The organism is Micromonospora sp. CPCC 206061 (assembly GCF_036906915.1).
In the GTDB taxonomy this organism is placed as follows: Bacteria; Actinomycetota; Actinomycetes; order Mycobacteriales; family Micromonosporaceae; genus Phytohabitans.
The window spans coordinates 38,483-60,037 of the sequence record NZ_JBAKHX010000048.1; the positions used below are offsets into that span (position 1 = coordinate 38,483).

Sequence of the window (21,555 nt, forward strand, 5' to 3'; positions counted from 1 at the left end):
GTCCGTTCTTGTCACGCTGTAAGGGACGGCTCCTATGCTCCCATGCCGGCGCCGGTTACTCCTCGGGTGGCTCTTGGAAGAGTGCCGCCAGCCTTGGAAGGTGGCGCCGGACCTCACCTTCGTCGTCGAAGTCCCAGAAGTCGTTGAGCTCCGGCTGCCGGGGCGCCTCTTTGGGCAGCTCGACACCCGTCGCCTTGTGATGGGCCTCGCGGGCGATGTCGAGCATCGCCTCGCACTCGAACTCCTCGCCGGTGGCGGAGGCCCTGCGCACCGCCGGCAACTCGGCGAGCGAGTCAGGATCGGACACCGCCCGGGCATACGCCTCGCGACCCTGCGTCATCAGCCAGCCACGGAACGCGTCGAAGCCCTCGGCGGAACAGCCACCGTTGATCAGGTAGGCGGCGCCCCAGAGGTCGACCCGGTAGGAGGCGCCCAGCACCCGCTGGATGTGCTGGTCACAGCCCACGATCTCGGCCGGGTCGCGGGTCGCGAGCGCGGCGGCCGCCCGCCCCGCCACGGCGTTGGCGCCGCCACCCTCAGCACGCGCCTCGTCGACAAGCTTCCAAAACTCATCGGTGTTCATGACCACGGACTGTGCCAGACCGGTGTGACATCGCAGGGCAAGATGGGTGCATGCCCGCGCGCCCGTTGCCCGCCGTGCCGTACGACGCCACCGCGGTACGGCCGGACTGGGCCGACCTTCCCGCCGACCTGCGCGCCGCGATCACCGCCAGGCTCGGCTCCCCGGTGACCTGGGCCACCACCGCGGGCGGCGGGTTCACCCGGGGCTTCGCCGCCGTCCTCGACACCGCGGCCGGCGAGCGCGTCTTCGTCAAGGCCGCTTCGCTGCGCCGTCAGCGCCACCTCACCGACTGGTACGCCCGCGAGGCCGCCGTCACCGCCGCCCTCCCCGAGGCGGTGCCGGCCGTCCGCCCCCGCTGGACCCTGACCGCCGCCGGGCACTACGTGATCTGCCTGGACGCGATCGACGGCCGGATGCCGGCTCTGCCCTGGCAGCCCGCCGACCTGGACGCCGCCCTGACCGCCTGGGCCGCCGCCGCCGAGGCGCTCCGCCAGCCACCCGCCGAGTTGGAGGCCGTCGGCCTGCCTCCCCTCTCCGGTCTCGCCCGCGGCGACCTGTCCTGGTGGCGCGAGATCGCCACCGGTAGCGAGCCCATGCCGCCGACCCCGCCCTGGGTGGAGAAGCGACTCGACGAGTTGGTGGCGCTGGAGTCGGCGCTGCCCTCCCTGGTTGTCACCACCGGCGTGACCCACTGTGACCTGCGGCTCGACAACATACTGATCGACGGTGCCGGCGCCGCGTGGCTCTGCGACTGGACGTGGGTCTGCTACGGCCCGGCCTGGTTCGACACGGCCAGCCTGCTGATCAGCGCGTACGCCAGCGGCCTCGACGCTGACACGCTCTTCGCCGCCCACCCGACGGCCCGCGACGCCCCCACCGACGCGCTGGACGCGACGCTGGCGGCGATGTCCGGGTACTGGTTGACCTCCGCCGAGGCCGGCCCGAGCACCGCATCCCCCCACATCCGCAGCCACCAACGCTGGAGCGCCGAAACCGCCCTGTCCTGGCTAGCCACCCGCCGCACCTGGTCCTAACCACCCTTCACCCTCTACCCACCACCACCACCCGCCCGCCCTCTTTCCGTCGATCAAGGGCAAATGCACGTGGTTTGATCTCTTTTCCGTGTGCGTTTGCCCTTGATCGAGGCGGATGGCCTTGATCGGCGGTGGGCGTTTTGGTCCTCGGGCGCGGGTGCTGGTAGCCTGGCTCTTCGCGCGTGGCGACGCGTAGTTGTCGCCTGCGCCCCGAAGCAACCAACCCGAGCTAGTAGGACGAGGCTGTCGCGTGGCGAACATCAAGTCCCAGATCAAGCGCAACCGGCAGAACGAGAAGCGCCGGTTGCGTAACAAGTCGGTCAAGTCGTCGCTGAAGACCGCCATCCGCAAGTTCAACGAGGCCAGCGAGGCGGGCAACACCGAGGCCGCCGCTGAGCTGATGCGTGACGCCTCGCGCAAGCTGGACAAGGCGGTCAGCAAGGGCGTAATCCACAGGAACCAGGCCGCCAACCGCAAGTCGGCGATCGCCAAGCGGCTGGGTTCGCTCGCCGCCTGACGAGGCCTTCGCGCGGGCGCTGCCCGAGCCGCATCGGCTCGCGCGGCGCCCGTTGTGCTGTCCACCACACGGCAGCCGCGCAGGTCCGCAGGTGCCTTGCTCTGCTTCCACCACGGCAAGCTCCGCCTCCGCGCGGCGCGGTCGGCGCTCGAGCCGCGGTCAGTCGTCGTAGCGGCGGGTCGCGGACTGGCGCGCCCGGAGCTCGTACACGTCGGTCTGGTCGATCTCGGTCTGGTCGATCTCGGTCGGCTGCGCGTTGGGCGCCGGTGCCGGCACACCCCAAGATCCAACGGGTGGTGCGCCCTCCTCGATCGCCCGGTGGCGGGCGACGACGGCGGCCCGCCCGACAGCGACGCTCGCCTCACGCTCCCGCTCGATCTCGGCAACTCGCTGCGCCGACCGGGCAACCGCCCCTGCCACCAGGTCGTTGACCTTCACCATGACGGCGATCGACACCGGCAGGATCACGATCGCCCACCAGCTCACCAGCTCGGTCAGCGCAAGCAGCACACCGAACGCGGCCGCGCCCTCAAAAAACAGGAAGCACACCAGACCACTGGGGTGGAGGTGGCGCAGCCCGAGCACGCGCGCGTAGAGCGGCCGGTAGAGCACCCCTTCCGGGGCGAGGGCCTCCTGCCGTGCCCTGATCTCGCGGCTCATCGGGTGGCACTCCCCCGCTGCCCGGCACCCTGACGAGCGGCGGCCACCGCGAAAATCGCCCGCTCCAGGGCGTACCCGCGGTCGTCGGAGCCGCCCTTCACCTCGGCGTTGCAGTCGGCGGCAGCGCGCATGGCGTCGACCAGGCCCTCGGGGCTCCAACCCCGGCCCTGGCGCTGTGCCCGCTCGATCTTCCACGCCGGCATCCCGAGGCTGCTCGCGAGCTGATACGCGTTGCCGCGCCCCGCCGAGGCGACCCGCGCCACGGTGCGTACCCCGTCAGCGAGCGCGTCGGCAATCGGCACCGGGTCGACGCCGACGTGCAGGGCCCACCGCAGTGCCTCCAGCGCGCCGGGCACGTCTCCCACCATCGCGGCGTCGGCAACCGTGAAGCCGCTCACCTCCGCACGACCGCGGTAGTAGCGCGCCACCGTGTCGACGCCGATCCGGCCATCGGTGTCGGCTATCAGCTGCGAGCACGCGGCCGCCAGCTCGCGCAGGTCGTTGCCGACCGCGGCGAGCAGCGCCTCCGCGGCGTCGTCGGTGCACTTGCCGCCGTTTCGACGGATCTCGTCACGGACGAAGCTCACGCGTTCGCGCTGGCCCTTCAGCTTGGCCGCCGGAACGACGGCCGCGCCAGCCGCACGCAGGCCGTCGGCGAACGCCTTGCCTTTCGCACCGCCCAGGTGCGTGACCACCAGCGTCACGTCCGGATCGGGGCTCTTTGCGTACGCAAGGAGAGCCGTGACCAGGTCTTTCTTGGCGTCCTGCCCGTTGCGGACGACCAGCAGCCGGCGCCCGCCGAACAGCGACGGGCTCAGCATCTCGGCGACCTCGCCGGGGGTGAGCGCGCCCGCCTCGTACTCGCGAACGTCTGCGCCCGGGTCGGTGGCGCGTGCGGCCTCGATGGCCTGAGCGACCGCCCGGGTGGCCAGAAGCTCCTCGTCGCCGGAGACGAGCACGATCGGGGGCGAGGATGTCGAGGTCACGGAGCCATATTGGCACGACGGATCGTTGCTGGATCACGGTCTCTCACCCGTTCGGGCATTCGGGGGATCGCCTTTCGATAAAGCAGACAAATCACTCAGTCGCCTTTCGAGTGACCACCGCCAGGCCACGGTCGGTTTCAACCACGGCGACGTCACCGTCCACATCGGTCCGCAGTACACGTGCGCCACCCCGGCTGAGGCGAGCGAGGACCGCGTTCGCCGGGTGTCCGTACCGATTGCCGGAACCGACCGGCACGAGTGCCACCGCCGGGTCGACCGCGTCGAGAAAGCCTGGATCTTGGAAGGCGCTCCCGTGGTGGGCGACCTTCAAAATGTCGGCTCGGAGCCCGGCGGCACCCACCCGTTCCAGCAACGCCTGCTGCAACTCCACCTCCGCGTCACCGGTGAGCAGCACCCGCACACCGTCGCCGCGCACGGTGAGCACCAGCGAGTTGTTGTTGGCGTCCGACCGTGTCCCGCGCATCGGGTGCGGCGGCCCGATCGCCCGTAGTTCCATCGGGCCGACCACGCGTGCCCAGCCGGCATGCGCGGCCACCACCGGTATCCGATGGGCGGCCGCCGATCGTGCCACCAGCGCACGGCCGAACTCCGGCTCATGCCACGCCGTGGTGACCACCGCACCGACGGCTCGGCCACGCAGGATGCCCTCGATGCCGCCGATGTGATCGAGATGGAAGTGCGTCACCACCAGCAAAGGCACGGCGCGTACGCCCAGCCGACGCAGGCAGCGGTCGACCGCTGACGGATCGGGCCCGGCGTCGACCACGATGGCCTGCCCGGACGCCACCGGCATCACCACGACGTCGCCCTGCCCCACGGCGCACACCGCGACGATCAGCCCCGCCGGCGGCCACCCGGACGCCACCAGTCGCACCGGCAGCGCGCCGACCGCCACCGCGACCACAACGACCGCCACGAGCCGCCGGACGAGCCGCCACCTCGACGCCAAGAGGAACGCGATCGTCAGCGCGCCGAGCAGCAACGCACCCGGCACACCGGGCGGCCACGGCACGCTCCCCGCCGGCACCCGCGCCCCGTAGCGCGCCACCAGCACCAGCCACCATGCCGGCCAGCCGCCCAGCCACGCGGCGAACTCGGCACCCGCTGGCCAGATCGGCGACACCACCGCCGCCGCGACGCCCAGCAGGGTGGCTGGCGCGATCGCCGGCACCGCCAGCAGGTTGGCCGGCAGCGCCACCAGGCTCACACCACCGGACAGGCCCGCGACGACCGGCGCGCAGGCGACCTGTGCCGACGCCGGAATCACAATCGCCTCGGCCACGCCCGCCGGCACGCCCCGCCGCCGGAGCGCATCACGCCAGCGCGGCGCGAGCAGCAGCAACCCGCCGGTCGCGAGGACGGACAGGGCGAACCCGGCGTCGCCCGCCAACTCCGGATCCACCACGACGAGCACCGTCACGGCGGTCGCCAGCGCCGGAAGCGCCGCCCGTGGTCGGCCGGCCGCCAGCGCAAACAGACCGACCGCTCCCATCGCCGCAGCCCGGACGACACTCGGCGACGGCCTGGCCAGAATGACGAACCCGGCCAGCGCGAGCCCGCACGCTCCCGCCGCGAGCCACGGCCCCGCCCGCGACCACCGGGCTGCCAGGAGCACCGCTCCGATCACGATCGCCACGTTGGAACCGCTGACCGCCACAAGGTGAGTCATGCCGGTGGTGCGGAAGTCGTCGACCACCGCCGGATCGAGCCGGCTGACATCGCCGACCACGAGACCGGGCAACAGCCCACCCGGCTCGTCGGGCAGCGGGCCGCAGGCTTGCTGCAAGCCGGCGCGAAGGCGGCCGGCGGCCCGCTGCGCCCACGATGGCTTGCCGTGCAGGGCTGGTGCACCACGCGCCGACAGGACACCGGCCCGCAGGTCACCGCCGCGCGCCGGCATCAGTCGCCCCTTCGTGGTCAGCCGCTGTCCGGGCAGCAGCGGGCGCCAGGCAGGATCGGTCGCCAGCACCAGGATGCGCGCGGACACCCGCAGCGTCTGAGCTGGACCGTCAACTGGACGCACGGTCCGCAGGTCGGCTGACACCACGTACAGGGGCGGGCGCCCCGAGTCGCCGCCGACGCGGCGCGGATCGTCACGAACGACGAGGTCGGCGTCGACGGTGGCCTGGTCGCGCACCAGGGCGGCCAGCGGGCCGGCATCCCGCGCCACCAGGCGTGCGCTGGTCGCCGTGCTGCCGCACACGACGCCGATGAGCACCCCGGCAACCGTCCACCCATGCCGGCAGCCCCGACTCTTCCAACCCCGCAAGCCGAGCCCGCCCGGCTGCCCAGACCGAGCCCGCCACCACGGCTCGCCCTGCGCCCACAGCCACCCTCGCCAGCCCGTCTGGGGCTGCAGGCGCGGCAGTCCTCGCCACCCTGCTGAGCCCGGCGAGCGGAGCCTGCCCCGCCAGGTCGGTGGGTCCGAGCGCAGCCGGTCTTGCCGGGTCGGTGCGCCCAGCGACCGCAGCCAGCCCCATCGGCCCGGCCGACCCGGACGGCGCAGCATCGCCGTCGAGACGATGGTCGCGGCGAGGGCCGCGCAGGCGCCCACGAGGGCCGACGTGCGTGCCGATGTGTAGAGGGCGCCGAGCGCGGAGAGCCAGGTGGCCACCGCCAGGCCGGCGAGCCGGAGGTCGGGCGGCCTCATACCACCACCAGCTCCTTGAGCTGCTCGTATCGCGCGTCACCGATGCCATCGACCTGCCGGAGGTCGCTCACCGACCGGAACCCGCCGCGCTGATCGCGGTGGTCGAGGATGCGCTGCGCCAAGACCGGCCCGACTCCCGGCAGGGTGTCCAACTCCGCAAGGGTCGCGGTGTTGAGGTTGACCTTGCCGCCGCTCTGGGCGGACGGCCCAGCACCACCCGGCGGTGCGGGCGGGGCCGTGACACCGACCAGGATCAGCTCGCCGTCGGTGACCTTTCGCGCCAGGTTGAGCAGTGCGACGTCGGTGCCGGGCAGCACTCCCCCGGCTGCCTCCAGCGCGTCGGCAACGCGGGCGCCCGCGGGCAGCCGCACCAGACCTGGCTTACGCACCTTGCCCGCGACTGCCACCACGACCTCCGCCGGGCTGGCGTCCACCGCTCCGCCGGACGCGGGGTCGCCGGAACCAGCAGCGCCATCGGGTCCTGCCGCCCCAGCTCCGGGCTCGGCCGCGCCCCCGCCAACGGCCGTGCCGCCCGGCTCGGCCGATGTGCCCGCCACCGCCTCCGCGGCGACCGGTTGCGGCCTCGGCCGAGCTCGCCATGCGATCACGGCGGCGACCAGCACCACCACCAGGGCCACGACCGCGAGCGCCTTGACGCCGCGGCGACCCGGATCGAACGGGCTCGCCCCACCGAACCTGCTGGGTCGCTCGTCCGGCTCGTCCGGCGGCGCCTGCCAGCCGGCCGCTTCGTCGACATGCCCGGCCCGCTCCCAGCCCGTCCGCCTCGAAGAGGGCGCCGCCCCCGTCGGGTCACCCGTCAGGGCCCGGCCGCCAAAGTCTCGCGGAGACGGCAGATCCCAAGGGTGCGCTCCTAGGCCCGACGGAGGCGGCACGTCATCAACCGCCGCCTCGCCCGCTGAGGCGTCGCGCGGGCGGGCCGCGGCTGCATGGTGCGGGACAGGCTGAGAACGCCGCGCGGCCGCTCGGGGCATCGGAACCGCGGGCATCGCCCGACGCCCCCCACCCACACCTCGACCGGCGCCGGCGTGGCTCGAAGCACGAACAGCCCCGCCCAACCCAGCCCGGCTCGGACCACCAGCGGCCGGGCTCGCCCCTTCACCAGCCCCGCTCAGACCGCCACCAGCCCGGCCGGACCCAGCGCCAACCCAGCTCGCACCATCAGCAGCGTGATCGGACCCACCCGCAGCCCAGGTCGCCCCGCCAACAGCCGCGCTTGCCCCTCCATGAACCCAGCTCGGCTCGCTCGCGGCCTGGGTCGGCCAGCCGCCAGCCCCGTCCGACTCGCCAAAATCCCAAGCGGACCCGGCCGCCGGCATCACCGTGCCCAGCTCGCCAAGGTCTCCTGGCGGCGATGCCACCCAGGTGTCGCCGGCCGATGCACCGGAAGCCGAAGGGACGGCCAAGCCTTCTCCGGCGGGGCTTGCCTGAAGGTGCGGAGCGGCGAGGTCGCTGACAGCCGGCGGCAGAGGGAACGCCGGCTCGTCGTCAGTGCGGTGAGCGCCCGCTCCGGGTGAGGGAACGGCCGCCGTGCCCAGCGGAAACGCGACCATCGTCGCGTCCGGGAGGGCAGGCACGGCGGCCGCCGTGCGCGATGATGGCGGTGCGACGTCGCGGGCCTTAGGCCCCATCGGCCCGCTCCGCAGCCGTGCCAGACGCTGCCGCACCGTCACTTCGTCGTCCCTCGACGTATCGCGCACGGACCGAAGCTATGGCCCTTGCCTCACCCGCCGCCCCGAACATTTCCTCGGCTGTGGACAACCCAAGGCCCTGTGGAAAACGCCCTGATCAAGCCCTCACCTGCTACGGCGCCGCGTTGACACGCAGGGCCGCCGATCAAGGAAAACCTCATCGATCAAGGGCAAACGCACACGGATCAGGGATCAAACCACGTGCGTTTGCCCTTGATCGACGAAAAGCGGGAGGCACGGCGCGCACGCGGCGCCGTACGAAGGCGAGCGGGGAGAGAAGGCGAGAGCGCTAGGCGTGGCGGTGGGTTACCACGCAGAGGAGGCCGGGGCCTACGTGGGTGGCCACCACTGCGCCTACCTCTGTCACGTAGCGCTCGTGCAGGCGCGTGCCCAGCCGCTGCTCCAGCGCGTCGATCAACTGCCCCGCCCGCTCGGGCGCGCCGAAGTGGTGCACGCCCACGTCTACATCGGACTCTTCTGCGGCCTCGACGGCCAGGTCGAGCAGGCGTGCCACGCCACGGCTGGCGGTGCGCACCCGGTCGCGCACCACGATCGCCCCGTCGACGACGTGCAGGATCGGCTTCACGGACAGGGCTGTGCCGAGCAGCGCCGACGCCGCCCCGATGCGACCGCCCCGCCTGAGGAACTCCAGCGTGTCGACGTAAAACAGCGTGTCGGTGCGGTCGATGGCGGCGCGCGCCGCTTGGCGTACGGCTGCCAGGTCGGCGTCTCGCGCGGCGGTCTCGGCGGCCGCGAGCGCCGGGAAGCCGAGGCCCATGCCCGTGGATCGGGCGTCGATCACCTCGATCGCCCCTCCGACCTCGGCCGCGGCGAGCGTGGCGGATTCGACCGTGCCGGACAGTTCGGCGGAGATGTGCACGGAGACAACGCCGGTGGCGCCGTTGTCGAGCAGCTTGCGGTACACCGAGGCGAACTGCTCCGGGGCCGGGCGGGAGGTGGTCATGCTGACGCGGCGTTCGGTGAGGGCCTGGGCGATCTCGCCACGGCTGGCGTCGACGCCCTCAAGGCCGACGGCGTCGTTGATGACGACGGTGAGGGGCACGACGGTGATGCCATGCGCCTGGACGAGGGCGGACGGCAGGTACGCGGTGGAATCGGTGACGACCGCGACTGGCATGCCGGCACGGTAGCCGATCAGGGCCCGAACGCAATGTTCGGGGAACTCGCGGTGGGTGCCGATCAAGGAACATCGGATCGATCAAGGGCAAAATGCACGCGGATCAGAGATCAAACCACGTGCCTTGCCCTTGATCGACGGATAGGGGCGCGGCGCGTGCGGCAAGAAGCGGGGCTCAGCCCGGCATGACCTCGGTGACCCTGAACGGGGTGCCCTGCTGGCAGGTCGTCATCATGTCGGGCTGGGGGCGGCCACGCACCGTGACCTGGGCACCGACCGGAATATCGGCGTCGCTGACATCGCCGGACGGCAGCAGTAGGTAGCTGGTGCCGCCGCTGCTCAACAGCTTGCAGCCGCCCTCGACGCCGGCCACAACCCGCCCGGTTAGCGTCACCCCACCAGAAGCCGGAGGAGAGGACGGCGCGGCCGACGAAGGCGAGGCCGCCGTGGCCGAGGGCGAGGGCGAAGGCAAGGGCGAAGGCGAAAGCGAAGGCGAGACCACCGAGGGCGAAGGTGACGGCGAGGGCGCGGATGTCGGAGCCGACGAACCGCAGCCAGCCAGCGCCAACGTCAGAAGGAGAAGAGCCGAACGGGTACCCATATCAGGTCAGACGGGCGACGGCGTCGGCCGGTTGCCGGAAAGCCCGGCGTTGTGCGAGCGCAGCCACCACCCGCGGACCTGATCATGCCCCAGCTCGGTCCAGTGGCAGTTCTGCAACGGGCCGACCGAGCGCAGGATCTCCGGCGACCAGCCGAGAAGGAAGCCGCACCCCTGCCGGGCCGCCCCGCCGTGAGTCGCCACGACGATCGTGCCGCCGGGCGCCGCGTCGGCCGCCTCCTGGAGCGCCTGCCCGACGCGTTTTCCCAGGTCGTCGAGGGTCTCGACGTCACATCCGACGTCGCGCTCCCCGGCCCGCCAGCGGGTGTGCTCGTCGGGGTACCGCTCGGCGACCTCCGCCATGGTCAGGCCCTGCCACTTGCCGTAGGACCGTTCCCGCAGCCGTGGGTCGGTGCGAACCGGCAGCCCGGTGAGCGCCGCGAGCGTCGCCGCGGTGTCGGCCGCGCGCCGCAGGTCGCTCGCGACGATCGCGTCCGGATGCAGCGCCGCGAGCAGCGGCGCGGCGGCGGCGGCCTGCTCGCGACCCAGATCGTTCAGCGCAGTGTCGGTCTGTCCCTGGACGCGGTTCGACGCGTTCCAATCCGTGTTGCCGTGTCGCCAGACGATGAGACGGGTCATTCGGCTTCGACCAGGGCGCGATCCACGAATGGGATCGTCGGGCAGTCCTTCCACAGCCGGTCGAGCGCGTAGAACTCTCGTTCCTCGCTGTGCTGGACGTGCACCACGACGTCAACGTAGTCGAGCAGCACCCACCGGCCGGCCCGCTCGCCCTCGCGCCGCACTGGCTTGGCCTTTTCCGGAAGGTTGGCCAGCCGCTCCTCGATCGCGTCGACTATTGCCTGCACCTGCCGCTCGTTGGGGGCGGAGGCGAGCACGAAGGCGTCGGTGATGACCAGTTGGTCACCCACGTCGATGATGACGATGTCTTGCGCCTTCTTGTCGGCGGCGGCCTGGGCGGCGGCGAGCGCCAACTCTCGGGCGCGCTCGGATGCAGTCACCCGCCTAGCCTCTCACACCCACGCAGCCGTCGCCGAGCGTTAAAACGGACAAATTACCGGTAAAGACGTCGCTTGGCGATGTACTGCACCACACCATCCGGCACGAGGTACCAGACCGGCTTGCCGGCCGCGACCCGCGCCCGGCAGTCGGTCGACGAGATCGCCATCGCCGGCACCTGCACGAGGCTCACCACGTCAGCGGGCAGGTGATCATCGGACAGCGGGAAACCCGGACGGGTGACCCCGATGAAATGCGCCATCTCGAACATCTGGTCGGTGTCTTTCCACGACAGCAACTTCTCCAGCGCGTCGGCGCCGGTGATGAAGAACAGCCGCGCCTTCGGCCCGTACTCCGCGCGCAGGTCGCGCAGCGTGTCGACGGTGTAGGTAGGTCCAGTTCTGTCGATGTCGACCCGGCTCACGTGGAACTGCGGGTTTGACGCGGTCGCGATGACCGTCATCAGGTAACGGTCCTCGCGCGGGCTGACGGGAACGTCGCCCTTCTGCCACGGCTCGCCGGTGGGCACGAACACCACCTCGTCCAGCCCGTACCGGTTGGCCACCTCGCTCGCCGCCACCAGGTGACCATGGTGGATCGGGTCGAACGTGCCGCCCATGATCCCGATCCGCCGCGCTTCGTCCGCCATGCCGGAATCGTAATTCGATCACGCGGACGACCGCGCCGCGAGGGCGCGGCGCAGGCCGTCGTCCATGTCCGTGACGGCCCGGCGCACGCTGGGCTCCAGGTCGTCGCGGGCCAGCAGCGCGGCGGCCGCTTCCCGGGTGGTCGACGCCACGGCGTAACGGGGAAAGGCCAGCGACGCGACGGCTTCAGCAATCCATGCGGTACGCAGGCGCGCGGCGGCCGGCATTTCCGAGAAGTACCGCTCCACATAGGACTCGGTCACCTCGGGCCGCTCCGGTTGCCAGAAGCCTTCCGCGTACCCGCCGACGATGCGGTTCGACCGGGTGGTGTCGGATGTCACTACCCGCCAGGCGTGGGCCTTCGCGTCGGGGTCCGGCCGCGCGGCCACACAGCGTGCCGCCCACTCCTGCCCGAGGGCGCTGGGGTCGGAGGCCAACTCCGCCTCGATCTCCGCTCCGCCGATCGCACCGAGCACCGCCTGCCGGTACCGGATCGACCATCGCAGGTCGGCGTCGACGATCAGGCCGTCGGGTACCTCGGCGCCGGCCAGCCAGCCGGCCAGCCGCGCCGTGTCGACCGTGGCGCCGATCCAGCCGCGCGCCGTGGCGAGCTGTAGGGAACCGCCCGGCGCCGCCGTTCTCAGCAACCGGTCGCACGCCTGCGCGACGTGCACGAGCGCCGCCGCCCGCTGTCCGGTGTCGAGGTACCTGTCGAGCAGGTCCCGGCTCATCCGCAGCACGTCCGCCACGACGACCGCCTCGGTCTCCGCCGGCAGCGCGGTCACGATGAGCGCCACCAGATCGGCCACCGGCAGCTCGTTGTCGCCTACCGCGTCCACAGTGGCCGCCCACAGCAGCGCGCGGGCGAGCGGGTCGGTGAGCGCGGGCAACGCTCGAGGCAACGCCGCCGCGGAACCGGCGTCGAGACGCACCTTGGCGAAGGTCAGGTCGCCGTCGTTGGGCAGCAGCAGATCTGCCGCGGACAAGCCGGTGAGCGCCGGCACGGCCGTTCGCACGCCATCCACGTCGGCGTCGACGCGCTGCCGGAGCACACCTCCGTCGTACAGCCCGATACCCACCCGGTGCGGTCGCAGCGTGGGATGCGACTCCGGCGCCGTCTGGACGACGTGGACCGTCTCATAGCGACCGTCCACGATGACCGGTTCGAGGCGCAGCGTGTTGACCTGCGCGGTGCGCAGCCACGCGTCTGCCCACCCGCGTAGGTCGCGCCCACTGGCCTTTGTCAACGCGGCGAGCAGGTCGGCCAGCGTCGCGTTGCCGAACCGGTGAGCCGCGAAGTGCGCCCGCAGCCCGGCCAGCACCGGCTCGTCGCCCAGCCACGCCACGAGCTGGCGGAGCACGGAGGCGCCCTTGGCGTACGAGATGCCATCGAAGTTGAGCAGCGCGTGCGCCGCGTCGGGCACGTGATCGGGCGCGACCGGGTGCGTGGACGGCCGCTGGTCGGCGATGTACCCGGTCGCCTTGCGTCGCATCGCGAACGTGGTCCAGGCCCCGCCGAACCGGGTCGCCTCGGCGGTCACCCGCACGCCCAGGTACTCGGCGAACGACTCGCTGAGCCACAGGTCGTCCCACCAGCGCATGGTCACGAGGTCGCCGAACCACATGTGTGCCATCTCGTGCGCGATGGTCACCGTCCGCTGCTCTCGCTGCCCCTCGGTGACCGCCGACCGGAAGACGTAGTCGTCGCGCAGCGCCACGAGGCCCGGGTTCTCCATCGCGCCCGCGTTGAATTCCGGCACGAACGCCTGGTCGTACCGGCCAAACGGGTACCGCACGCCGAACAGCTCGTGATACCGGTCCAGGCACTGCCGGGTGACCGTGAACAGCTCACCGGCCTCCTTGTCCAGGTCGGCGGCCAGTGACCGCCGGCAGTACAGGGCGAGCGGGATGCCGTCGTGCTCGTCGTACCGGGCGTGGTACGGGCCGGCGATCAGCGTCACGAAGTACGTGGCGAGCGGCTGTGTGGTGACGAACGTGTGACGGCCATCGTCCATCTTGGCCACGGCGCCGTTGGCAGCCACCAGCCAGTCCGGTGGCGCGGTCACCGAAAGGGTGACTGGTGCTTTCAGGTCGGGCTGGTCGAAGCACGCGAAGATACGCTGTGCCTGGTCCAGAAACGACATCGCGTACAGGTAGGTCTCGCCATCGACGGGGTCGACGAAGCGGTGCAGCCCCTCACCCGTGTTGGAGTACGCCATCTCCGCCTCGACGGTGAGCGCGTTGCGCGCGGCCAGTCCCGCCAGCGGCAGCCGGTTGCCGTCCACCATGGCCGGTGTGAGCTGCACGCCGTTCAGCGTGGCCGCGACCAGCGTGGTGGGTTTGATCTCGACGAACGTGCTGGCGCCGGGCCGCGCGGCCCGGAAGCGGATCGTGGTGGTCGATCGGAATCCACCATCCCGCGTCAGGTCCAGGTCGATCTCGTACGACTCGACGGCGAGCAGCTCGGCGCGCTCGACGGCTTCGGCACGGGTGAGGCAGCGCATCCGCCCATACTGCACGATTGGCAGAGGTATAGCCTGTGCCGCGAAGACACACTCTTGCGAAGGAGCAAGCGATGGCCCAGCACCCGAAGGGTGACTTTGACCTGTCCCGAGCGGTGTGGCAGCGGGCCAAGGGTGACGACTCCGAGAGCGCGGTCGAGGTCGCGTTCGTCGACGAGCTGATCGGCCTGCGCAACTCCGCTGACCCTGCCGGACCGGTGCTCGTGTTCACGAAGGACGAGTGGGACGCGTTCGTGGGCGGTGCGCAGGACGGCGAGTTCGACGTCGACTGAGCGGCGCCTGACGGCGTGTTGTACGGCCCCTGAGGCGATGCTCACCTAATTTCCCCAATATGGACATTCGGGGCGCGGCCGGCGCGCTTCTGGCGGCGCTCACCGTTGTGGCCGCCACGCCCGCGCCGGCAGCCGCCCGCCACCAGACCACGATCGTCAACTTCGACCGCAGCGGCAACCAGCTCACGCGGTTCGACGTCGAAGGACACGCGGTCGACGCGCACGACGGCGACCTCGCGCTCTTCGGCAGCCGGTACTTCCTGTACGGCACCAGCTACGACTGCGGGTACGGGCTGAAGGTCAACGGCACGCCGTTCTGCGGGTTCAAGGTGTACAGCTCGCCGGACCTCGTGCACTGGACCGACCGCGGCCCGCTCTTTGACGCGTCGACCGACACGTGGCAGCGCCGGTGCGCGCCGCCCACGTTCGGCTGTTACCGACCGCATGTCGTCTACAACGCGCGCACCGAGCGGTACGTGTTGTGGATCAACGGATACGACAACCGCAGCGGTTATCACGTCTTCACCTCGCGCAAGCCGTCCGGGCCGTTCAAGGAGGAAGCCGAGCCGACGCTGCGGCACATGGGCGCCGGACCGGGCTTCAACAACGGCGACTTCGATCTCTTCGTCGACGCGGACGGCGCGGGATACATCGCGTACACCGACATCAGCCGCCGTCACGCGCAGGTCGTCGAGCGGCTGGACGACACGTACACCACCGGCACCGGCGTGGCGGCCGACGTCGGCGCGATCCGCTCGGAGGGTCCGTCGCTCTTCCGCCGGGGCGGGACCTACTACCTCGTCTACGGCAACACCTGCCCGTACTGCGCGGCCCGCACCGAATACCGGACCGCGAGGGGCCCGCTGGGGCCGTGGTCGGCCACGACCACCATCAGCGCCAACTCCTGCCAGGGCCAGCCCGCCTTCGTCGCACCGATACCGACCACGTCCGGCACCGCCTACCTGTACGGCGCCGACCTGTGGAACTCGCGCCGCCCCAACCAGGCCCTCGCGAACTACTTCTGGGCGCCGCTGTCGTTCGCCGCGGACGGCGCGATCCGGCCGATCTCCTGCGTCGCCACCGCACGCCTCGCGCTGGCCACCGGATCGCCCGGCGAGCCGGTCGCGTCGCCCGACCTCGACCAGACCGCCGGCCGGGACGGCTTTCGTACGCACTGCGACATCAGCGCGACCTGGAGCCGGCTGCAGAGCTTCGCACCGTCGCGCACCGGCAGTCTGAGCGGCGCCTCGCTGACCACCTTTCAGTCCGGCTGGCCGGATCGGGACCTGGTGCTCGACGTGGTGCGCGTCGACGGCCGCCTCCAACCGGTTGGCGCGCCACTGCGCACGATCACCGTGCCGCGCACCCGGGTGGGCTGGTCGGCGCGCTCGATCACCGTGCGGCCGGGGGTGCCGGTGGTGGCGGGCAAGCGGTACGCCATCCTCGCCCGGACCTCGTCGGGGCGCGGCTGTTACGGCTTCGCCTTCAACGACGCGACGCCGTATCGCTCCGGTAGCGCCGCGTATCGCAAGGGAACCGCGGCCTGGACGGCCGAGACCCGCCGGTCGCTCAAGTTCGACACCGAGATGAACGGTAGTGCCTTCAAGGGTCGAGGAGGCTGCGGACCAGGTCCATGCGAGTGACGCGCGGAGCGAGCCGGCGCAGTTGGAGCGCGAGGTTCATCGCGGTGAGCACCGGCTCGTCGTCGGGCAGTTCGAAGCCCATCCGCTCGCGCAGCCAGACCGACACCTCCGCCCAGCTGTAGAAGGTGGTGTCGCAACCGGGGTTGAGCGGTGGCGGGAAGCCACCCGGCCCGTACCGCCCGACGGCCCACAGCCGCACGTTTTCGCGCGAGCGACGGACGCGTACGCCGATGTCGGCGAGCGTCACCCAGTCGCCGGCGTCGACGCGGACCGGGCGATGCCCTTCGGCTTCGAGATCGCGAACGGCGGGCGGGACGGCCTCGGCGAGGCTCGGCGCGTCGCGCTCGACCTGAACGGGCGCGGCGGACGCGTCGGCGACCACGATGGCGAACTGCTGTATCGGCACGGCTCCTCCTTCGTTTGCCCCTCGGAGGGGATCACGCCGACCCCGGGGTCCGGAGGAGCCAGCACAGCAGGGGGCCAGCTCGGAGACTCGCTTCTCTTGTTGCTGTCGTATAGTCCAGATGGACTATACGGGGAGGACTAATCCACACGGATGTTGACGACACTGGCGCTGGTGGTGCTCGAGCTGCTGCATGAGCGGCCAATGCACCCGTACGAGATCCAGCAGATGATCCGCGACCGGTACATCGACCACGTCGTCAAGGTGCGCGCCGGCTCGCTCTACCACACCGTCGACCGGCTGCACCGGTCCGAACTGATCGAGCCGATCGAGACCGCCCGCGCCGGCCGGCGCCCGGAACGCACCGTGTACGCGATCACCGAAACCGGGCGGGACGAGTTCGGCGCCGGGCTCCGCGAGCTCGTCCGCGAGCCCCGCCAGGAGTACCCGGCCTTCGCCGCCGGCCTGGAGATGCTGCACACCATCGACGGCGACGAAGCCGCCGAGATGCTCGCGCGCCGCTGCGTCCGGTTGGAGGCGGAGATCGCCGCGTACGCCGAGGTGCTGGCGGGCGTCATGAGACGCGGCGTGCCCCGGGCCGGCCTCATCGAGGTCGAGTACGCCCAGGCCATGCGCCAGGCCGAGCTCACGTGGATACGGGGGCTGATCGACGACATTCAGAGCGGCGCCCTGCCCTGGGACGCCGAGAAACCGGAGGAAACCCGATGAGAGCACGGCAAAACCCGTGGCTGGTACTGGCCACGCTGTGCCTCGGCTTCTTCATGATCCTGCTGGACACCACGATCGTGAACATCGCGGTGCCCGACATGAGCGCCAGCCTGGACGCGTCGCTCGACCAGATCCTCTGGGTCATCAACGCGTACGTGCTCGTGTACGCGGTCCTGCTGATCTCGTGCGGACGCCTGGGCGACATCTTCGGCCCCAAGCAGCTGTTCATCCTCGGCCTGGCCGTCTTCACGCTCGCGTCGGCGGCCTGCGGCTTCGCGAGCAGCCCCGGGCAGCTCATCGTCTCCCGGATCGTGCAGGGCATCGGCGGTGCGCTGCTCACCCCGCAGACGCTCTCCGTGATCACGGTCATCTTCCCGCCGGAGAAGCGCGGCGCGGCGTTCGGCGTGTGGGGCGCGGTCGCGGGCGTCGCCACCGCCGCCGGCCCCACCCTCGGCGGCTACCTGGTCACCAACTGGGGCTGGGAGTGGGTCTTCTTCGTCAACGTGCCGTTCGGCGTGATCACCATCGCGCTCGCCGTGTTCGTGATGCCCAACCTCAAGGTCAACCGCCGGCACCGGCTCGACTGGGCCGGCACACTGCTCGCCACGGCGGGACTCTTCCTCATCACGTACGGCCTGATCGAGGGCGAGTCGCACCACTGGGGTGACGTCTGGGGGCCGGTCACCATCCCGATGGTCATCGGTGCCGGGGCACTCGTACTGGCGGTGTTCCTGTGGCACCAGTACCTGATCCGCGACAATGAGCCGCTCGTGCCGTTCTCCCTCTTCGCGGACCGCAACTTCGCGCTGATGAACTGGGTGAGCGGCGCGATCGCGTTCGGCATGCTCGGCCTTTTCCTGCCGATCGTCATCTTCCTCCAGTCGGTCCTCGGCCTCAGCGCCCTGCAGGCCGGCCTGGCCATCGCGCCGGTGTCCCTGATCTCGATGGTGATCGCGCCGTTCGCCGGCCGCATCACCGACCGCGACCGCCTCGGCGGAAAGTGGCTGCTAGTCGTCGGCCTCAGCCTGTGGGCCGTCGGCATGGGCCTGGTGGTGTGGCTCGCCCACGTCGACTCCGGACAGTGGAGCCTGCTGCCGGGCCTGCTCGTGGCCGGCGTGGGCCTCGGCTTTACGTTCGCGCCCCTACAGACCATCGCGATGCGCGACGTCCCGCCCCGCTTCGCGGGCGCGGCTTCCGGCCTGATCAACACCAGCCGCCAGTTGGGCGGCGTGATCGGCTCGGCCGCCGTGGGCGCGCTGCTCCAGGCCCAGCTGGCCACCAAGCTGCGTGCGTCGGCCGAGGCCAACGCCCAGGCGGTACCGCCGGAGTTCCGCGACCGATTCGTGGCCGGCTTCAGCGACGCGAGCACCGGCAGCCTGCACGTCGGCGCGGGCCAGTCCGGTGTGGCGCTGCCACCCGGCCTGCCCGATCAGGCGCGGCAGGCGATCACGGCAGCCACCGAGCGGACGTTCCACGAGGGCTTCACCGACGCGATGAAGGTGACGCTGATCCTGCCGCTGGTCGTGCTGGCGGTGGCGGCAGCGTCCTGCCTACTCGTGAGGCGCCCGAGCCGCCCCGAACCCGCCCCCGAACCCACCAAGCCCGCGGCAGCCCCCGCCTGACGCGCCCCCGCCGCACGACGCGCCTCTTTTCCGTCGCCGCGCCGCCCCTTTCGTCGATCAAGGGCAAACGCACGTGGTTCGATCTCTAATCCGCGCGCATTTGCCCTTGATCGACCGACTCTTCCTTGATCGGCGAGCCGTGACACGGCAATGAGGGCCGGCCGCATAGGCGGCCGACCCCCACAAGGATGACGCTCTAGAGCGTGCTGGCGTTCGTGTTCGGACCTGTCGGCCGGGTCGACGTCGTCGTCGCCCCGGTGCCGGCCATCTTCTCCTCGGACGTCAGTGCACCTGTGTCGCGCGATGTGCCGCTGGCGAGCTTCTCGCCCACCTTGGTGTGGGCCAGCTTGTCCTTGCCCTCCTCGTACAGGCGGTTGGCCTGCGCCTGAGCGACGCCTGCGGCCTCCTGGACGGTCGGGTGATCCCACATCTTGCGGGCGTTCTGCACCAGCTCTTCGTACTTCTCCCGGCCCGCACGGGCACCCAGGACGAAGCCCGCAGCCAGCCCGCCGATGAACCACAGCTTTCCGCGCATGGCGGCTCCTTCCTACCGGACGCGGTGTTGCGCCCCAGGGCTGCCCCAGAGGCGACTCGTGTCGCGCCTGCGTGCTCTGTCCCCGGGTACCTACCCATCCTGCCTCGCGGTCATGCACCTTCGGGCCAGCAGTGGAGGAATGTCCCGAATTAGTGCCGGCGTGTCCCCCATAACCCTGTCGCCACGAGGCGGGGAGTGTCCTGTACTCTTGTGCCGTCGCACGGCAGCGCGCGATCCCCCATAGCTCAATTGGCAGAGCAGCCGGCTGTTAACCGGCAGGTTTTTGGTTCGAGTCCAAATGGGGGAGCTTCCCTGACCCGCCCGCCACGCCGCCGAACGGGTGGTGGCCGAGGCTCGCGACAGCGGGATACGATCCCGGCGGTCAGCGCGGGGCGGTAGCTCAGCCGGTTAGAGCAGGGGACTCATAATCCCTCGGTCGCGGGTTCGAGTCCCGCCCGCCCCACCAATGGCCGCTAAGCTGCGGGATGCTGACGCGGACCTGTGTCGATATGCGAAACGGGTCACGAACGCTCCCGCTGGGATGGCCGATGTCTTGATCGTCGGCACGACGGGGTGCGCTTGTCTGTGTATTACTGTCGGTTGCGTGGAGGAAGACGGTCGTAGCCCGGCGTACCAGCCGTTGACCTTGGCCCAGCTGAGCGCACTGCTGGTCGGCACCGACGAGTCGCGGCGGTGGCGGCTGGTTGCAGAGTTCCTGGAGGAGTTCCGCTGGGAGCGGCCCCGCACGAGGGGCGAAATGCTGGCAGGCGGCTGAACCTCCGAGCACAGGCGACGAGCGCTGGGACGTGTTCCTGGCGGCACTGGCAGAGCACCTTGCGGCGCGCGACGGCCGGCGAGGCCCATCATGGGTCGAGCCGAGGTCATTGCGGCGATTGTGGTTTCCGTTCAACACCCGTGCGGCTCGCGTCGATGCGATTCCCGAGATCTGCGCTGTTGTACCTGTCGATCGCTATCGCGTCGCCAGTTCTGTTCCGAGTTCCGGCCAGAATAACCGGGTGCTTCCGCAGGCTCGTCAGCCGCGTCACGCTGTTCGCCGAGTATCGCCGCAGCAAGCGCCTGGCTGAGGCCGTAGTCGATGCGCCCCGGTCTGCTGATCGAGATCTGGTGTCAGCGCGCCGACGGACCTCCTGGACCGTACGGCCGCCGTGGCCCTCTTTCCAGCCTGGTTACGGGAGCACCGACCCGATCGGTCCCAACCGGCCGATCTCGACGAACTCGTCACAGAGCTCGCGGACTCCTGGCAGATCGGTGGTCCCGCAGACCTGTATCACACGTGTTCCCCGCACCGCGTCGCGCTCGTCGCCGCGCACGTCTGCGGCTACTACCAGGACGACTTCGCCGCAGACCTCATCGCATTGCTCCCCGACTGGACCGCGTGGCTCGCTGACAACAACGCCACGCGGGCTCCGCTCGCCGACCGCTGCGACCCCCACGCTCACGGCGCACCACATAAGGGCGTCAGCGCCGACGACGGCGGACCGGACTACCTCGCCCGAATCGCCGAGTAGCGCAACCACCCTCTACTTGAGCCAGCACGTGCGTGCGTTGGGTGCACGGATGCGAATCATCTTCGACTACGACGACGACCTTTGCCGGAACCCCCTTATCCATCCCTCGGCGGACGTCGTGACCGGGCCATCGATACTGGTAGCGGGTCGCCTCGATAACCTGTCGTTCTGGTCGGCCAGGTACTCCGATGTACCAGATCCAGCCGGCCCGGCCGCGCACGCTGGATACCCCGCGCCGACCCGCCGTTTACGCTGGTGGCGTGAGCCCCCCGGAGCCGCTGCTGCTCGTCATTGACGGCAACAGCCTGCTGCACCGCGCGTACCATGCCGCGGCCACGGGGGAGCTGCGCGACGGTGAGGGCCGGGCGGTGTGGGCGCTCAAGGGGCTAGTCACGCATGTCGCCCATGCGGCGGCTCGGCTGCGTCCGGACGCGGTACTGGTCGGCTTCGACTGTCCGGTGTCGTCGGCGAGGGCGGACGACTACGCCGGGTACAAGGCGCATCGGCCGGCCAAGCCGGCGGATCTGCGGGAGCAGTTGGCCGCCGCGCCGGAGCTGTTGCGCGCGGCTGGGCTGCCGGTGCTCGTCCCGCCTGGCTACGAGGCTGACGACGTTCTCGCCAGTTGCGCGGCGAAGGCTCGGGACACCGGCTGGCGTGCGGTCCTGGTCACCAGCGATCGCGATGCCTTCGCGCTGCTCGACGCGAGCACCTCGGTGTTGCGGATCCGCAACGGTGGCCGC

General features: G+C 70.9%; 22 protein-coding genes and 2 tRNA genes. 11 read left to right on the forward strand and 13 right to left on the reverse strand.

The window, feature by feature from the left end; translation table 11 throughout:
• Nucleotides 1–55: 55 nt before the first annotated feature.
• Complete coding sequence (locus tag V6V89_RS27010; protein ID WP_334622198.1) at nt 56–583, reverse strand: DUF4240 domain-containing protein; 528 nt, start codon at nt 581–583, stop codon at nt 56–58.
• A gap of 50 nt (nt 584–633) precedes the next feature.
• Here V6V89_RS27010 and V6V89_RS27015 point away from each other — a divergent pair, with 50 nt between their 5' ends.
• Together V6V89_RS27015 and rpsT are read left to right on the forward strand one after the other, a co-directional pair.
• Entirely contained in the window at nt 634–1,617 is a 984-nt protein-coding gene (locus tag V6V89_RS27015) for a phosphotransferase (RefSeq protein WP_334622199.1), read from the forward strand.
• Between the two features lie 250 nt (nt 1,618–1,867).
• Nucleotides 1,868–2,134, forward strand: coding sequence for a 30S ribosomal protein S20 (gene rpsT, locus V6V89_RS27020; protein ID WP_334622200.1), 267 nt, complete (start codon nt 1,868–1,870; stop codon nt 2,132–2,134).
• Between the two features lie 159 nt (nt 2,135–2,293).
• Here the strand turns inward: rpsT and V6V89_RS27025 are convergent, their stop codons facing one another.
• The 10 genes from V6V89_RS27025 to pepN form a co-directional block, all read right to left on the reverse strand.
• On the reverse strand, nt 2,294–2,794 hold the full coding sequence (locus V6V89_RS27025; RefSeq protein WP_334622202.1) for a hypothetical protein: 501 nt from the start codon (nt 2,792–2,794) through the stop codon (nt 2,294–2,296).
• On the reverse strand, nt 2,791–3,780 hold the full coding sequence (gene holA, locus V6V89_RS27030) for a DNA polymerase III subunit delta (RefSeq protein ID WP_334622203.1): 990 nt from the start codon (nt 3,778–3,780) through the stop codon (nt 2,791–2,793). The genes V6V89_RS27025 and holA overlap by 4 nt, the downstream gene beginning before the upstream one ends.
• A gap of 91 nt (nt 3,781–3,871) precedes the next feature.
• Nucleotides 3,872–6,451: a ComEC/Rec2 family competence protein gene (locus V6V89_RS27035; protein WP_334622204.1), complete on the reverse strand. Its 2,580-nt coding sequence runs from the start codon at nt 6,449–6,451 to the stop codon at nt 3,872–3,874.
• A complete protein-coding gene (locus V6V89_RS27040; RefSeq protein ID WP_442935224.1) occupies nt 6,448–7,272 on the reverse strand; it encodes a helix-hairpin-helix domain-containing protein in 825 nt (274 codons plus the stop codon). The genes V6V89_RS27035 and V6V89_RS27040 overlap by 4 nt, the downstream gene beginning before the upstream one ends.
• A gap of 1,177 nt (nt 7,273–8,449) precedes the next feature.
• Nucleotides 8,450–9,298: a DegV family protein gene (locus V6V89_RS27045; RefSeq protein ID WP_334622208.1), complete on the reverse strand. Its 849-nt coding sequence runs from the start codon at nt 9,296–9,298 to the stop codon at nt 8,450–8,452.
• A gap of 175 nt (nt 9,299–9,473) precedes the next feature.
• Nucleotides 9,474–9,692 (reverse strand): hypothetical protein, encoded by a 219-nt coding sequence (locus tag V6V89_RS27050; protein WP_334622210.1) that lies wholly within the window; start codon nt 9,690–9,692, stop codon nt 9,474–9,476.
• A 213-nt stretch (nt 9,693–9,905) separates the two neighbouring features.
• Nucleotides 9,906–10,535: a histidine phosphatase family protein gene (locus V6V89_RS27055; protein WP_334622212.1), complete on the reverse strand. Its 630-nt coding sequence runs from the start codon at nt 10,533–10,535 to the stop codon at nt 9,906–9,908.
• The gene (gene rsfS, locus V6V89_RS27060; protein WP_334622214.1) at nt 10,532–10,915 is read right to left on the reverse strand and encodes a ribosome silencing factor; all 384 of its coding nucleotides are present in this window, start codon (nt 10,913–10,915) and stop codon (nt 10,532–10,534) included. Before rsfS ends, V6V89_RS27055 begins: the two co-directional genes overlap by 4 nt.
• Nucleotides 10,916–10,968: 53 nt before the next feature.
• A complete protein-coding gene (nadD, locus tag V6V89_RS27065) occupies nt 10,969–11,562 on the reverse strand; it encodes a nicotinate-nucleotide adenylyltransferase (RefSeq protein ID WP_334622216.1) in 594 nt (197 codons plus the stop codon).
• Nucleotides 11,563–11,580: 18 nt separating this feature from the next.
• Nucleotides 11,581–14,064, reverse strand: coding sequence for an aminopeptidase N (gene pepN / locus V6V89_RS27070; RefSeq protein WP_334622218.1), 2,484 nt, complete (start codon nt 14,062–14,064; stop codon nt 11,581–11,583).
• A gap of 71 nt (nt 14,065–14,135) precedes the next feature.
• Between pepN and V6V89_RS27075 the strand changes: the two genes are divergently transcribed.
• Both V6V89_RS27075 and V6V89_RS27080 read left to right on the forward strand, forming a co-directional pair.
• Nucleotides 14,136–14,354 (forward strand): DUF397 domain-containing protein, encoded by a 219-nt coding sequence (locus V6V89_RS27075; protein WP_334622220.1) that lies wholly within the window; start codon nt 14,136–14,138, stop codon nt 14,352–14,354.
• A 59-nt stretch (nt 14,355–14,413) separates the two neighbouring features.
• Nucleotides 14,414–15,997: a family 43 glycosylhydrolase gene (locus V6V89_RS27080; RefSeq protein ID WP_334622222.1), complete on the forward strand. Its 1,584-nt coding sequence runs from the start codon at nt 14,414–14,416 to the stop codon at nt 15,995–15,997.
• On the opposite strand, the gene V6V89_RS27085 is transcribed toward V6V89_RS27080, so the two are convergent.
• Nucleotides 15,957–16,403, reverse strand: coding sequence for a hypothetical protein (locus V6V89_RS27085; protein ID WP_334622224.1), 447 nt, complete (start codon nt 16,401–16,403; stop codon nt 15,957–15,959). The genes V6V89_RS27080 and V6V89_RS27085 overlap by 41 nt on opposite strands.
• Nucleotides 16,404–16,553: 150 nt before the next feature.
• Here V6V89_RS27085 and V6V89_RS27090 point away from each other — a divergent pair, with 150 nt between their 5' ends.
• A complete protein-coding gene (locus V6V89_RS27090) occupies nt 16,554–17,129 on the forward strand; it encodes a PadR family transcriptional regulator (RefSeq protein WP_334622227.1) in 576 nt (191 codons plus the stop codon).
• Nucleotides 17,126–18,751, forward strand: coding sequence for a DHA2 family efflux MFS transporter permease subunit (locus V6V89_RS27095; RefSeq protein ID WP_334622229.1), 1,626 nt, complete (start codon nt 17,126–17,128; stop codon nt 18,749–18,751). Before V6V89_RS27090 ends, V6V89_RS27095 begins: the two co-directional genes overlap by 4 nt.
• A 196-nt stretch (nt 18,752–18,947) precedes the next feature.
• On the opposite strand, the gene V6V89_RS27100 is transcribed toward V6V89_RS27095, so the two are convergent.
• Nucleotides 18,948–19,286 (reverse strand): hypothetical protein, encoded by a 339-nt coding sequence (locus V6V89_RS27100; protein ID WP_334622231.1) that lies wholly within the window; start codon nt 19,284–19,286, stop codon nt 18,948–18,950.
• Between the two features lie 234 nt (nt 19,287–19,520).
• Between V6V89_RS27100 and V6V89_RS27105 the strand changes: the two genes are divergently transcribed.
• The 5 genes from V6V89_RS27105 to V6V89_RS27125 form a co-directional block, all read left to right on the forward strand.
• Nucleotides 19,521–19,593 (forward strand) — tRNA-Asn (locus tag V6V89_RS27105).
• An 82-nt stretch (nt 19,594–19,675) separates the two neighbouring features.
• Nucleotides 19,676–19,752 (forward strand) — tRNA-Ile (locus tag V6V89_RS27110).
• 138 nt (nt 19,753–19,890) lie between these two features.
• Nucleotides 19,891–20,061 (forward strand): hypothetical protein, encoded by a 171-nt coding sequence (locus V6V89_RS27115; RefSeq protein ID WP_334622233.1) that lies wholly within the window; start codon nt 19,891–19,893, stop codon nt 20,059–20,061.
• A gap of 391 nt (nt 20,062–20,452) precedes the next feature.
• Nucleotides 20,453–20,815, forward strand: a complete 363-nt coding sequence (locus V6V89_RS27120) for a hypothetical protein (RefSeq protein WP_334622234.1) — start codon at nt 20,453–20,455, stop codon at nt 20,813–20,815.
• Between the two features lie 260 nt (nt 20,816–21,075).
• The coding region (locus V6V89_RS27125; RefSeq protein ID WP_442935223.1) for a 5'-3' exonuclease at nt 21,076–21,555 on the forward strand (480 nt) is incomplete at its 3' end.

Excerpts from the sequence above, each read along its gene's own strand:
- V6V89_RS27075 (WP_334622220.1), top strand. The coding sequence starts at position 14,136 with ATGGCCCAGCACCCGAAGGGTGACTTTGACCTGTCCCGAGCGGTGTGG.
- V6V89_RS27080 (WP_334622222.1), top strand. The coding sequence starts at position 14,414 with ATGGACATTCGGGGCGCGGCCGGCGCGCTTCTGGCGGCGCTCACCGTT.
- V6V89_RS27100 (WP_334622231.1), bottom strand. The coding sequence starts at position 19,286 with ATGCGCGGAAAGCTGTGGTTCATCGGCGGGCTGGCTGCGGGCTTCGTC.
- V6V89_RS27010 (WP_334622198.1), bottom strand. The coding sequence starts at position 583 with ATGAACACCGATGAGTTTTGGAAGCTTGTCGACGAGGCGCGTGCTGAG.
- V6V89_RS27015 (WP_334622199.1), top strand. The coding sequence starts at position 634 with ATGCCCGCGCGCCCGTTGCCCGCCGTGCCGTACGACGCCACCGCGGTA.
- V6V89_RS27055 (WP_334622212.1), bottom strand. The coding sequence starts at position 10,535 with ATGACCCGTCTCATCGTCTGGCGACACGGCAACACGGATTGGAACGCG.
- V6V89_RS27035 (WP_334622204.1), bottom strand. The coding sequence starts at position 6,451 with ATGAGGCCGCCCGACCTCCGGCTCGCCGGCCTGGCGGTGGCCACCTGG.
- V6V89_RS27025 (WP_334622202.1), bottom strand. The coding sequence starts at position 2,794 with ATGAGCCGCGAGATCAGGGCACGGCAGGAGGCCCTCGCCCCGGAAGGG.
- V6V89_RS27095 (WP_334622229.1), top strand. The coding sequence starts at position 17,126 with ATGAGAGCACGGCAAAACCCGTGGCTGGTACTGGCCACGCTGTGCCTC.
- nadD (WP_334622216.1), bottom strand. The coding sequence starts at position 11,562 with ATGGCGGACGAAGCGCGGCGGATCGGGATCATGGGCGGCACGTTCGAC.
- pepN (WP_334622218.1), bottom strand. The coding sequence starts at position 14,064 with ATGCGCTGCCTCACCCGTGCCGAAGCCGTCGAGCGCGCCGAGCTGCTC.
- V6V89_RS27090 (WP_334622227.1), top strand. The coding sequence starts at position 16,554 with ATGTTGACGACACTGGCGCTGGTGGTGCTCGAGCTGCTGCATGAGCGG.
- V6V89_RS27045 (WP_334622208.1), bottom strand. The coding sequence starts at position 9,298 with ATGCCAGTCGCGGTCGTCACCGATTCCACCGCGTACCTGCCGTCCGCC.